At 60.4% G+C, this 12754-nt stretch carries 11 protein-coding genes and 1 pseudogene; 4 read left to right on the top strand and 8 right to left on the bottom strand.

The window, feature by feature from the left end; genetic code table 11:
• Positions 1-101: 101 nt before the first annotated feature.
• Positions 102-1733 carry an NAD+ synthase gene (locus tag QMX89_RS16490; protein WP_282349007.1) on the bottom strand — a complete coding sequence of 544 codons (1632 nt, stop codon included), beginning with the start codon at positions 1731-1733 and terminating at the stop codon, positions 102-104.
• A gap of 357 nt (positions 1734-2090) precedes the next feature.
• Between QMX89_RS16490 and nadE the strand changes: the two are divergent.
• The 4 genes and pseudogenes from nadE to QMX89_RS16470 all read left to right on the top strand — a co-directional run.
• A pseudogene (gene nadE / locus QMX89_RS16485) lies at positions 2091-2393 on the top strand (NAD(+) synthase); the annotation flags it as partial.
• Positions 2394-2447: 54 nt separating this feature from the next.
• Positions 2448-3377 (top strand): LysR family transcriptional regulator, encoded by a 930-nt coding sequence (locus QMX89_RS16480; protein ID WP_282349006.1) that lies wholly within the window; start codon positions 2448-2450, stop codon positions 3375-3377.
• A gap of 347 nt (positions 3378-3724) precedes the next feature.
• The gene (locus QMX89_RS16475) at positions 3725-5026 is read left to right on the top strand and encodes an MFS transporter (protein ID WP_282349005.1); all 1302 of its coding nucleotides are present in this window, start codon (positions 3725-3727) and stop codon (positions 5024-5026) included.
• Positions 5027-5049: 23 nt separating this feature from the next.
• Complete coding sequence (locus QMX89_RS16470; RefSeq protein WP_282349004.1) at positions 5050-6237, top strand: M20 aminoacylase family protein; 1188 nt, start codon at positions 5050-5052, stop codon at positions 6235-6237.
• Here QMX89_RS16470 and pdxJ read toward each other — a convergent pair.
• The 7 genes from pdxJ to lepA all read right to left on the bottom strand — a co-directional run bounded on the left by pdxJ (position 6234) and on the right by lepA (position 12531).
• On the bottom strand, positions 6234-6977 hold the full coding sequence (gene pdxJ, locus QMX89_RS16465) for a pyridoxine 5'-phosphate synthase (protein ID WP_282349003.1): 744 nt from the start codon (positions 6975-6977) through the stop codon (positions 6234-6236). The genes QMX89_RS16470 and pdxJ overlap by 4 nt on opposite strands.
• Before the next feature lie 41 nt (positions 6978-7018).
• Positions 7019-7705 carry a DNA repair protein RecO gene (gene recO, locus QMX89_RS16460; RefSeq protein WP_049860728.1) on the bottom strand — a complete coding sequence of 229 codons (687 nt, stop codon included), beginning with the start codon at positions 7703-7705 and terminating at the stop codon, positions 7019-7021.
• A 154-nt stretch (positions 7706-7859) separates the two neighbouring features.
• Positions 7860-8762: a GTPase Era gene (gene era / locus QMX89_RS16455; protein ID WP_056845138.1), complete on the bottom strand. Its 903-nt coding sequence runs from the start codon at positions 8760-8762 to the stop codon at positions 7860-7862.
• Complete coding sequence (gene rnc, locus QMX89_RS16450) at positions 8755-9444, bottom strand: ribonuclease III (RefSeq protein ID WP_049860726.1); 690 nt, start codon at positions 9442-9444, stop codon at positions 8755-8757. The genes era and rnc overlap by 8 nt, the downstream gene beginning before the upstream one ends.
• Positions 9441-9818 carry a DUF4845 domain-containing protein gene (locus QMX89_RS16445; RefSeq protein ID WP_282349002.1) on the bottom strand — a complete coding sequence of 126 codons (378 nt, stop codon included), beginning with the start codon at positions 9816-9818 and terminating at the stop codon, positions 9441-9443. Before QMX89_RS16445 ends, rnc begins: the two co-directional genes overlap by 4 nt.
• Positions 9819-9870: 52 nt before the next feature.
• Positions 9871-10725 carry a signal peptidase I gene (gene lepB / locus QMX89_RS16440; RefSeq protein ID WP_049860725.1) on the bottom strand — a complete coding sequence of 285 codons (855 nt, stop codon included), beginning with the start codon at positions 10723-10725 and terminating at the stop codon, positions 9871-9873.
• Between the two features lie 9 nt (positions 10726-10734).
• Entirely contained in the window at positions 10735-12531 is a 1797-nt protein-coding gene (gene lepA, locus QMX89_RS16435; RefSeq protein ID WP_049860724.1) for a translation elongation factor 4, read from the bottom strand.
• Positions 12532-12754: the final 223 nt, after the last annotated feature.

Here is a 12754-nt window from a genome sequence, read left to right as displayed (position 1 = left end):
CGGTTAAGGTCGAGAAAATTTTCAACCTTTAACAGATCCTGATTAGACACAGAAAAAGGGGCGCAAAGCGCCCGTAGTGCATTCGCCAGCTGATTAAGGCATCAGTCTCCGATACTCCAGCCAGAAGTGATCGGGTAGCGACGGTCACGCCCAAAGCCGCGCTCGGTCACACGCGGGCCAACTGCCGCCTGGCGCCGTTTATACTCATTCAGGTCGACCAAGCGAATTACCTTCCGTACAACCACCTGATCAAACCCCTTCGCGGTGATCGCATCGGCGGACAAGTCCTGCTCAATGTATAGCCGAAGGATCTCATCCAAGATTGGGTATGGAGGCAGGGAATCTTCATCTTTCTGATCAGGAGCTAGCTCAGCAGAGGGCGGACGATCAATGACGCTTTGCGGAATAACGTAGCTTAGGGTGTTGCGATATTCGCACAGGCGAAATACCAGCGTCTTCGGCACATCCTTGAGGACGTCGTAGCCACCAGCCATATCACCGTACAAGGTCGCGTAACCGACAGCCATCTCACTTTTGTTGCCAGTGGTCAGGACGAGATAACGCTTCTTGTTAGAGATCGCCATCAACATAGTGCCGCGACACCGCGCCTGTAGGTTTTCCTCGGTAGTGTCCTTACCCAAACCTTCAAACATTGGCGCTAGCGTAGATAGGAAGGCTTCGACCATCGACGCAATGGGCAGTACGCTGTACTTCACACCCAGAATGTCGGCTTCCTCTTTCGCATCGTCCTGACTCATCTGGGCCGTGTAGTGGTAAGGCATCATCACGGCCTCGACGTTTTCGGCGCCCAGCGCATCAACAGCAACAGCGAGCACCAGCGCCGAGTCGATACCGCCCGAAAGACCTAGAACAACACCTTCAAATCCATTGCGCCGCACATAGTCCTTAACGCCGGCAACGAGTGCCTGGTAGACGCTCGCCTCTAGGCTTAGAAGCTCATTGGTTTGAGCCGGAATCGGCATCAAGGCACCTTCCTTAATCTCAAACTCCGAGACAAAGAGTCCTTCTTCGAAAGCGGGGCCACGCTGAGTAACCTTACCGTCCCCGTCCACCACAAAACTATTTCCGTCAAATACCAGCTCGTCTTGGCCACCAACTTGATTGACGTATACCATCGGTATGGAGCATTCGCTGGCACGTTTCGCCAGCAACTGTTCGCGCTCAGCCTGCTTTCCACGATGGAACGGAGAAGCATTCAGGGTCAGCATGATCTGAGCACCAGCATCACAAGCCTGCTTGAGAGGCTCGGAGAACCAGATATCCTCGCAGATGGTGATACCGACCTGCACGCCGAATAGGTTTATTACGCAAGGGCCGCTGCCAGACTCAAAATAACGCTTCTCGTCGAAAACACGATAATTCGGCAGACGCTGTTTGTAGTAACGTGAGAGTTCCTTCCCGTCGGAGATTACGGCACAGGTGTTAAAGCGCGCTTCATTCTCTACCCACGGAAAGCCAATCACAGTCACGATGCCTTGGACAGCATCCTTGATTTGCTGCAACGCCTTTTCGATTCTGCTCTGCATGCTAGAGCGAAGAAGCAGATCCTCAGGGGGATAACCACAGAGGGTCAGCTCAGGAAAAACAATGACTTGGGCCTTAAGGTCGTCACGAGCCTTGTGAGCTGCTTCGATCACCTTCTCAACGTTGCCGAACACATCCCCAACCCGGATGTTCAGCTGGGCCATTACCACTCTCAAACGTTGCTCCATGGTTCCTCCAGATATGCCTAGATCGAGATCGGCAAGATGCGACGCTGTCCTGACATCGGCGCTCAATGAGGCATCTACTCATTTATTCATTGTGAGCGAGGGCCATCGGCTTACCGCTAGCAATTACAGGTCATCGTGCATAAGTCAGGCTGGCTATAGGCGCGCGCATTTTGCGAACGTGGACATTATGCCCTATCCACGATGAGCTCCCTCGAGCAAATTTTTGATGACGTCGACGAGTTGAGCTATCAGCATCCTTCACATTGGGCAAATGCAGATTGTGCACAGCGTCAGCATCGGTGGCTCACCCTCCCACTACGGTGTATTGGGCACTATTTAGGGGGGAGGAACGCAAAGGGCTTCTTCACCAAATTCGGTGACGGCGCCTGCGACCTGACGCCCCTGAGCGGTCTGGTGAAGAACCAGGTTCGCGCCATCGCCCGCCGCCTGAGCGCGCCGGATAACCTGGTGATGACGGTGCCAACCGCCGACCTGGAAGAGCTGCGCCCCGGCAAGCCGGACGAAGACGCCCATGGCGTCAGCTACAAGCAGATCGACGCGTTCCTGCACGGCGAGCCCGTGGGCGACGAAGCCTATGCGATCATCGTCAAGGCGTACGACCAGACCCGCCACAAGCGTGGGTTGCCGTTTGCGCCTTGATTTCCTTCGATTGCGCGGTTGATCATCTCCGTAGGTCAGGGAGATCGACACACCATGAAATTGCATCAACTGCGCGCGCTCGTCTGTATTCATGAAACCGGCAGCCTGCAAGACGCCTCGCAGGTGCTTCACCTGACGCAGTCAGCGTTGAGCCGGTCGATGAAAGAGCTCGAAAGCCAGCTGGGAGTGACGCTTCTGGTTCGTTCCAACAAAGGGATGAGTCTGACCGAGCATGGTCAGCGCATGCTCGGTCATGCACGCCAGGCGCTGGAAAGCGTACGGCGGGCGCGCCAGGAAATCGAAGACATGAAAGGCCTGACCGTGAGCGAAGTCACGCTTGGGGTGACGCCTGTCACGGCGCTGCTGCCGCCTCTGCAACAGACCCTCCTGCATTTCCAGCAAACCTATCCGAACGCCACGCTGAAGGTCCTGGAAATGCGCCCTGCGCAATTGTTGCAGCATCTGCGCGACGGCCTGCTGGATTTCGCCCTGACCTCTCAGATACCCAGCCACGCCGTGGGTCTGGACTGGCAGCCACTGTGTCGGATCCCCGGGGTGGTGACCGTGCGCAAGGGCCACCCGCTGCAATATGTTCGTTCCTTGCGCTTGTTCCAGGAAGCGCAGTGGATCAGTGTCGATGCCATCACCGACGCCCAATCCCAGTTCAACCAACTGTTCGCCAGCAGTGCTCTTGGAAGGCCGCGCCGGGTGTTCGAATGCACGGCCATGAACCTGGCGATCAAGATGCTGCTCAACAGCGATTCGGTCATGGTGGCAAGCCAGGGAGCATTGGGGCCTGGTCTGGTAGGTCTAGGTGACATGGTCAGGCATCTGCACCCTGTCGAACTCGAGGAATCGGTGCCCGACTACTCCGTCAACATCGTCTGCGTTAACCGAAGCTACCTGACCCGGGCGGCAGGACTGTTGTTCAACCAGTTGCAAAGCGGTTTCGCGGAAGAGCACTCGACGTCGAACGCTCTATGAGCCATCCAGACAGAGTGAAACGCAGTTTATCCTTGCGGCTTTCTCAAGCCCTTGCGATTTCAGACACCCGCTGATTTGATCCGCGAACCACGTCGATTATCGACAAAAAGTCTACGAACCTGCGCTCATTACAGGCTGATCCTCGAAGGACCAGTTACCAGACTGCACTTCTGCTGCCCTTCATCTGAGGGATTCCGCAGTCATTCAACCTTAATGGCCAGAGCCGGATCGCTACCTGCTACACCTACCCTAACCAACGCTTAACCCCTTGAATAAAAGTGATGTGCGCTGGGCGAAGCTGTGCTCGACACTTGCCGGCAATTCGACTCCCGGTACAGGCATTCACCATGAACAGCACTTCTGCCAGCGACTCGCCTGCTCTTCCCGGCCATGCCGTCCGGCGGCCGGCCTCAGCGCAGATGCGACGGGTGATTTTTGCGTCATCCCTGGGCAATGGCCTGGAGATCTATGATTTCACCGTCTACAGCTTCTTCGCGGTCATCATCGGCCAGCTCTTCTTCCCCAGCGGTTCGGCCGTGGCATCGTTGTTGATGTCGCTGGCCACGTTTGCGGTCGGTTTCGTCATGCGACCCTTGGGCGCGCTGCTGATCGGACGGGTCGCCGATCGTCGCGGACGCAAGGCCGCACTGTCGCTGACCATCGCGTTGATGACACTGGGCACCGGCATCATCGCGTTCACCCCGACCTACGCCAGCATCGGTATCAGCGCCAGTGTCCTGTTGGTGATCGCCAGGCTGTTGCAAGGGCTGTCGGTGGGTGGCGAGGTGGGCTGTGCGTCGGCCTTTCTCATGGAGTCGGGACGCACCGACAACCGCTGCTTCATGGTCAGTTGGCAGGGCGCCAGTCAAGGCGCCGCAGCATTATTGGGTGCGGGCACGGGTTTGCTTCTGACCAGCAGCCTGAGCCACGAATCACTGCTCAGTTGGGGGTGGCGAGTGCCGTTCGTGATCGGCCTGCTGATCGGTCCGGTGGGTTGGTACATCCGCCAGCACCTGAACGAAACGCACACGGCCACGGCCACGGCCAACTCCCTGGCGCAGCTACTGCGTGCCCATGGCCGCACCCTGGCCATGGGCATGGGCTGGATGGCGGCGCCCACCGTGACGATGTACATGGTGGTCTACTACATGCCTACCTACCTGACACAAACCCTGGGGCGGCCGCAGAGCTTCGGATTTGCCCTGGTTGCCCTGGCCAGCGCCCTATTGGCGGTCATCACTCCCATCGCCGGCCATTACGCCGACCGTTTCACGCGTCGCAAGCCATTGCTCTATGCCGTCACAACCCTGGCCGTATTGACCGTGTATCCATCCTTCATCCTGCTGAGTCAGGAAAACACGCTGCTGTGCGTCCTGGCCATCACCCTGCTGATTCTACCGCTGGCCATAGGCCTGGCTCCGAGCATGGCCATGCTGATGGAAGCCTTCCCCAGAGACCAGCGGGTCACTGGGCTCTCCATCATGTACAGCTTCGGCGTGACCCTGTTCGGTGGCTTTTCCCCCCTGCTGGTGACATGGCTCATCGGCATCACTGGCAACCCACTGACGCCTGCGCTGTATCTGTCCGCCGCGGGCACCTTGGCCCTGTGCGTCTTGCGCTGGTTGCCAGAACACCCCGGCCGAGACTGAGCGAGAATTGAAAGGAGAGGCTTATGAGCAATGCCAAGATCCACCCAGAGTTGAAAAACAGCGCGACCCGCTTCGCCGAACTGCGCCGAGAAATCCACCGGCACCCGGAACTGGGCACGGAAACACGCCATACGGCCACATTGGTGGCCGACCGGTTACGCGCTTGGGGCTATGAGGTGCATAAAGATGTAGGTCAGGGCGTGGTAGGCGTGCTCAGACGTGGCAGTGCGGGACGCAGCCTGGGAATCCGCGCCGACATGGACGCACTGCCCATTACCGAGAACACCGGATTGCCCTGGGCCAGCCAGCACCCCGGTCGCATGCACGCCTGCGGTCATGATGGCCATACCGCGACGTTGTTGGCAGCCGCTGAGCACCTGGCATGGCGCGGGCAGTTTGCAGGCACCCTGCATGTCATCTTCCAGCCTGACGAAGAGGGCCTGACCGGCGCCCGCTCGATGATTGAAGCGGGCCTGTTCGATCGGTTCCCCTGCGATGCAGTGTATGCCCTGCACAACATGCCCGGCTTGCCGGTGGGTCAGGCCGTGGTTCAGCAAGGCGAATTCATGGCGTCATCCGAGCAGGTACTGATCACATTGGTCGGGCGCGGCGGGCATGGCGCCATGCCCGAACGTGCCATCGACCCGATTCCTGCCCTGGCTGGCATCATCACGGCGTTGCAGACGGTCATTTCGCGCAACCTTTCCGCCAGCGATGCTGCAGTGCTGAGCGTCGGCAAGGTCAACGCAGGGACCGTTTACAACATCATTCCGGAGACGGCCACCCTGATGCTGAGCGTCCGCACGGCCGATCCCACCGTGCGGGACAGGGTCGAGAGGCGAATCCGCGAAATCGTCCACGGGCAAGCTGCCAGTTTCGGGATCCAAGCGACCATCGAGTACACGCTGTTAGCGCCGGTGCTGGTCAATACGCCTGCCGAGACACAGCGGCTGCACGCGGCAGCGTGCTCGGTGCTGGGGGCGGACAACGTGCTGGAGCGCATGCCGGTGCGGCTGATGGGCAGCGAGGACTTCGCCTGGATGCTCAACGAGCGTCCAGGCTGCTACTTCGTGCTGGGTAATGGCACCGGTTCGTTCAACGGCTGTTCGGTTCACAACGATCGTTACGACTTCAATGACGCGGTCATCCCCATCGGCGCCGCTTGCTGGGTGAACCTTGTGGAAAGCTATCTGCAACCTGCAGATGATTAGACCCTGCTCGCCGCCTGAATCAGCGCCTTCATCTCCGCCACCGCCGCTTTGAACCCGACGAACAACGCATGGGCCACCAACGCGTGACCGATGTTCAACTCGTTCACGCCGCGAATCGCCGCGATCGGCTCGACGTTGTGATAGTGCAGGCCGTGGCCGGCATTGACGATCAAGCCCTGCCCCAGGCCGAAGCCGACGCCGTCGACGATGCGCTGCAGCTCAGCGGCCACTTCGCTCGGGGTCTGGGCATCGGCGTAGCGGCCGGTGTGCAGCTCGATCGCCGGCGCGCCGATGCGCTTCGAGGCTTCGATCTGGCGCTCATCGGCATCGATGAACAGCGACACTTCGCAGCCCAACTTGCTCAGGCGCTCGACCGCGGCCTTGATCTTGGCTTCCTGTCCGGCGACGTCCAGACCACCTTCGGTGGTCAGCTCTTCGCGGGTTTCGGGCACCAGGCACACATGAGCCGGGCGGATCTGCTCGGCGAAGGTCAGCATGGCCTCGGTCACGCCCATTTCGAAGTTCATACGGGTCTGCAACACGTCCTTGAGCAGCAGCACATCGCGCGGCTGGATGTGCCGGCGGTCTTCGCGCAGGTGCACGGTGATGCCGTCGGCGCCCGCTTCCTCGGCGTCAAGCGCGGCCTTGACCGGGTCGGGATAGCGCGTGCCACGGGCCTGGCGCAAGGTCGCCACGTGATCGATGTTGACGCCCAACAGAATGCGGTTACAGGTATCCACGAGAACTCTCCGAAAAATCCAGGGCACAGCATACGTGTTGGTCAGGGCTTGCGAAACAACTCGCGGCTGACCAGCGGACGACCGCCCAGGTGCACGGCCAGGGCCTGGCGCATCAGGCGCTTGGCTGCGGCCAGCGCGCCTGGCGTTTCCCAACTGGCCTGGGCCATGGCGAGCAATTCGGCGCCCTGAAACAGTCCGGGTTGCAGCAGCTCGACTCGCTCCAGGCCGGCATCCACCAACAGGCGGTACAAGCCGTCGGTTGCCACCGGGTCACCGTTGACGTCCATGTCCAGGGCGAAGCCATAGCCGAGCTGGTCCAGCAGGCGCCATTCGAAGGAGCGCAGCAGAGGCTCCAGAGCACGCCCGGCACCGAGCGCCTGGAGGGTCGCGGCGTAGTGTTCGAACACCTGAGGATGAGGGTCTTCGCTGGGCAACAGGCGAATGATCAACTCGTTGAGGTACAGGCCGCTGAACAGCGCGTCACCGAGCATCCATACCGCCACGCCGGCGGATTCCATGCGAGAGACGTTCTTGAGTTCGCCTTTGCCGCGAAACTCGACTTCCAGCGGTACGAAGGGCCGCGCCAGGGTGCCGGCCTTGCCACGCGCGTTGCGCAGCACGGCCCGCAGGCGGCCCTGGGGGGTGAGAAAGTCGACCAAGGCGCTGGTTTCGCGATAGGCACGCGAGTGCAGGACGTAGGCGGGTTGTGGCGTTGGGGTGGTCGACATGTGGGCGACTCGGGGTTGGCGGGTGTCTGGGCGGGCCTCTTCGCCGCCTTACGCGCAAGCCCGCTCCCACAGAGATCGAGCACGCCCGGCGATGTGCTTCCCCGTGGGAGCGGTCAGTGGCCGCGAAAAAGCCAACGCGAGGCCAGGCTGTGGATTACTGGTCGTTATACCCCAGCGAACGCAGCGCGCGCTCGTCATCGGACCAGCCGCCCTTCACTTTCACCCACAGATTGAGCATGACCTTGGAGTCGAACAGCACCTCCATGTCCTTGCGGGCCTCCATGCCGATACGCTTGATGCGCTCGCCCTTGTCGCCAATGATGATCTTCTTCTGACCATCGCGCTCGACCAGGATCAAGGCATGGATGTGCAGGGTCTTGCCCTGCTGCTTGAATTCTTCGATTTCCACGGTGATCTGGTACGGCAGCTCGGCACCCAGCTGGCGCATGATCTTCTCACGCACCAGTTCGGCGGCCAGGAAGCGGCTGCTGCGGTCGGTGATCTGGTCTTCCGGGAAGAAATGCTCGTTCTCGGGCAAGTGCCCGGCAATGACCTTTTCCAACGCGTCCAGGTTATGCCCCTGCTGCGCGGAGATTGGCACGATCTCGGCGTTCGGCAACTGCTCCTGCAGCCAGGTCAGATGCGGCATCAGGTCAGCCTTGTCCTCGATGCGATCGGTCTTGTTGATCGCCAGGATCACCGGCCCCTGCACGTACTGCACGCGTTCGAGAACCAGCTGGTCTTCGTCGGTCCACTTGGTGCGGTCGACTACGAAGATCACTACATCGACGTCTTTCAACGCCGCCGACGCGGTCTTGTTCATGTAGCGGTTCAGGGCTTTCTCGTTGCCCTTGTGCATGCCCGGGGTATCCACGTAGACCGCCTGGATCTCGCCTTCGGTCTTGATGCCCAGCATGTTGTGGCGGGTGGTCTGCGGCTTGCGCGACGTGATCGCCAGCTTCTGCCCCAGGATGTGGTTGAGCAGCGTCGACTTGCCGACATTCGGGCGGCCAACGATGGCTACATAGCCACAACGGGTAACGGGTGCATCAGTCATTGCCATTCTCCACGCCCAGGGCGATCAGGGCAGACGCGGCGGCCACCTGTTCGGCGATGCGACGGCTGACGCCCTGGCCCCGGCTTTTCTCATTCAGAAGGACGACTTCACACTCGACGAAAAACTGTCGGCAGTGCGGGTCGCCCTGGATATCCACCACTTCATAGCGCGGCAGTTCAGCACCGCGCGACTGGAGGAACTCCTGCAGGCGGGTCTTGGGATCTTTGTTGGTATCGACCAGGGTCAGCCCTTCGAACTGACCTTCCAGCCAGGCCAGCACACGATCGCGCGCTGCCTCCATGCCGGCGTCCAGGTAGATGGCGCCGATCAGGGCTTCCAGCGCATCGGCCAGGATCGATTCACGGCGGAAACCGCCACTCTTCAGTTCGCCCGAGCCCAGGCGCAGGTAGTCGCCCAGATCGAAGCCGCGGGCCAGAATGGCCAGGGTCTCGCCCTTGACCAGGCGCGCCCGCAGACGTGAAAGCTGCCCTTCACGGGCTTGCGGAAAACGCTCGAACAGCGCTTCGCCCGCCACGAAATTGAGGATCGCATCGCCCAGAAACTCGAGACGCTCGTTGTTGCGCCCGGCGAAGCTGCGGTGAGTCAATGCCAGCACCATCAGGTCCTGGTCCTTGAAGGTGTAGCCCAGTTGGCGCTCGAGGCGGCCGAGGGAAGCGGTCACGGCTTGACCACGCTGAACTGACGATCGAACTTCACTACCATGTCCAGATTCTGGATCAGTGGCTCACGCTTTTCATACTTGAGGTGGGCCTGAAACACATTGCCCGCATCGGTGACGCTCAAAACCTTGTTCAAATCCAGATCCTGAATATTGTTGACCTGCATGGCCCGGCTGACGTGGCCATAGAATTCACCCACCGTATCGACTCGGGCGGACTTGTCGGCGCCGATCGATTCGATGGCTTGGGAGAGGGTCCGGTTATCCATGTAGTGCGGCACCAGCTTGAAAGCCGTGCTCGCCACGAACGCCACCACCGCCAGGGTCAGCAACCAGCCGACGATGGACATGCCTTGCTGAGACTTCACTGCGTTCATGCCGGACACCTCGGAAAACATTCGGCGCCGTCCATGGACGGCGCCGGCAGCGCTACTTGATCAGCCCGACTCGGGAGAAGTTGGGCAAGTGGCTGAGCTTGGGTTCAGGCCAGCTCATCCAGATGGCGAAGGCCTTGCCGACGATGTTCTGGTCGGGGACCATGCCCAGCAGCTCCTTGGGAATCGACGGGTCATCCCAGTAGCGGCTGTCGTTGGAGTTGTCGCGGTTGTCACCCATCATGAAGTAGTGCCCGGCGGGCACCGTCCACTGGCTGTCGGGCGGCGCACGGTAGCGCGACATTTCCTGACGGATCACGTGTTCGACCTCGCCCAGCTTTTCCTTGTACAGCTCGGCGCTGCCCAGACTGCCCGGCTCGCTGCCGACCAGCTGGCGGGCGATCAACTCGCCGTTGACGTACAGCTGCTTGTCCGAAGTGTAGCGAATCCTGTCGCCCGGCAAGCCAATCACGCGCTTGATGTAGTTGACGTTGGGGTCGCTGGGGTAGCGGAACACCATGACGTCGCCACGCTTGGGATCGTTGACCTCGATGACCTTCTTGTCCAGTACCGGCAGGCGAATGCCGTAGGAGAACTTGTTGACGAGGATGAAATCACCCACTTCCAGGGTCGGGATCATCGAACCCGACGGGATCTGGAACGGCTCCACCAGAAACGAACGCAACACCAGCACGATGAACAGCACCGGGAAGAACGACTTGCCGTACTCCACCAGCAGCGGTTCCTTGTCCAGGCGTTCGACCACCGACGGCTCGGGCTGGCTGACGCTGCCCTCGTAGTTGGCGATCGCAGCCCGTCGCCGTGGCGCCAGGAAGACCAGATCAAGCAAGGCCAGCAGACCGCAAACGGCTACGGCGATAACCAACAACAGCGGGAAATTTAGGGACATAGGACTCGATTATTCCAACCTGAGCACAGCAAGGAAGGCTTCCTGTGGAATTTCCACATTGCCGACCTGCTTCATGCGTTTCTTACCGGCCTTCTGTTTCTCCAACAGTTTGCGCTTACGGCTCACGTCGCCGCCGTAACACTTGGCCAGTACGTTCTTTCTGAGCGCCTTGACAGTGGTCCGGGCGATAATCTGTCCGCCAATGGCGGCCTGGATTGCCACATCGAACATCTGCCGAGGGATCAGCTCCTTCATCTTCTCGGTCAAAGCACGACCCTTGTAGGCCGCGTTGTCGCGGTGCACGATCAGCGCCAGGGCATCGACCTTGTCGCCGTTGATCAGCACGTCCAGCTTGACCAGGTTGGCCGACTGGTAACGCTCGAAATGGTAGTCCAGCGAGGCATAGCCACGGCTGGTGGATTTCAGGCGGTCGAAGAAGTCCAGCACCACTTCGTTCATCGGCAGGTCGTAGCGAACCTGAACCTGGCTGCCGAGGAACTGCATGTCGCGCTGCACGCCGCGCTTCTCGATGCACAGGGTAATGACGTTGCCCAGGTGCTCTTGAGGCACAAGAATAGTCGCCGATACGATCGGCTCGCGGAAGTCCTCGACGGATGAAACATCCGGAAGCTTCGACGGGTTGTCGACATAAATGGTTTCGCCGGTCTTCATGACCACTTCGAAGATCACGCTCGGGGCCGTGGTGATCAGGTCCAGGTCGTACTCGCGCTCCAGGCGCTCCTGGATGATTTCCATGTGCAGCATGCCCAGGAACCCGCAGCGGAAGCCGAAGCCCAGGGCGTCGGAGCTTTCGGGCAGGTACTGCAGCGACGAATCGTTGAGGGTCAGTTTCTGCAGGGCATCGCGGAAATCTTCGAAGTCTTCCGAGCTGACCGGGAACAGGCCGGCGTAGACCTGTGGCTGAATGCGTTTGAAACCGGGCAGCACAGGCACGTCAGGGGTGCTGCTCAAGGTCAGGGTGTCGCCGACCGGCGCACCGTGAATGTCCTTGATGCTGCCGATGATGAAGCCCACTTCGCCGGCCTTGAGGTCAGCGGTGGCCGTGTGCTTGGGGGTGAAGACGCCGACGCTGTCGACCAGGTGCACCTTGCCGGTGGACTTGACCAGAATCTTGTCGCCCTTCTTGACCCGGCCATGGCGCACGCGCACCAGCGAGACGACGCCCAGGTAGTTGTCGAACCAGGAGTCGATGATCAGCGCCTGCAGCGGCGCATCGATGTCACCGGTAGGCGCCGGGATGGTATGCACCAGGCGTTCGAGCACGTCGATCACGCCCATGCCGCTCTTGGCGCTGCACGCCACGGCGTCGGTGGCGTCGATGCCGATGATCTTCTCGATCTCGTCCTTGACCTTGTCTGGGTCGGCCTGGGGCAAGTCCATCTTGTTCAGCACCGGCATCACTTCCAGGCCCTGTTCGATGGCCGTGTAGCAATTGGCCACGGACTGGGCTTCGACGCCCTGCCCGGCATCGACCACCAGCAGCGCGCCTTCGCAGGCCGCCAGCGAGCGGCTGACTTCGTAGGTGAAGTCGACGTGGCCTGGGGTGTCGATGAAGTTCAGCTGGTAGGTTTTGCCGTCCTGCGCCTTGTAGTGCAGGGTGACGCTGTGCGCCTTGATGGTGATCCCGCGCTCACGCTCCAGGTCCATGGAGTCCAGGACCTGGGCCTCCATTTCCCGGTCGGCCAGGCCACCGCACATCTGGATGAACCGATCGGCGAGGGTCGACTTGCCGTGATCGATGTGGGCGATGATGGAGAAATTGCGGATATGACTCAAATCACTCACGGGTCAACACTCAAAAAGGCTGCGGGCCGGACGCCCAACGAAAAATAGCCGGGAATTGTACCTGAATAACGTTCGGGTGTGGGAGCCGGTGGGTTACGGGTGGCAGTGCCGACGTCTTCGCGGGCAGAGTCCCGCTCCCACAAAGCGGCGCACGCCATAAGGTTGTGGGAGCGGGGCTCTGCCCGCGAAGGCCACACAACCGGCCAAGAAAAAAGACGACCCG

It is taken from the genome of Pseudomonas sp. PS01301 (assembly GCF_029960215.1).
Classification (GTDB): domain Bacteria; phylum Pseudomonadota; class Gammaproteobacteria; order Pseudomonadales; family Pseudomonadaceae; genus Aquipseudomonas; species Aquipseudomonas coleopterorum.
This window is presented reverse-complemented; position numbering and strand designations above follow the sequence as displayed.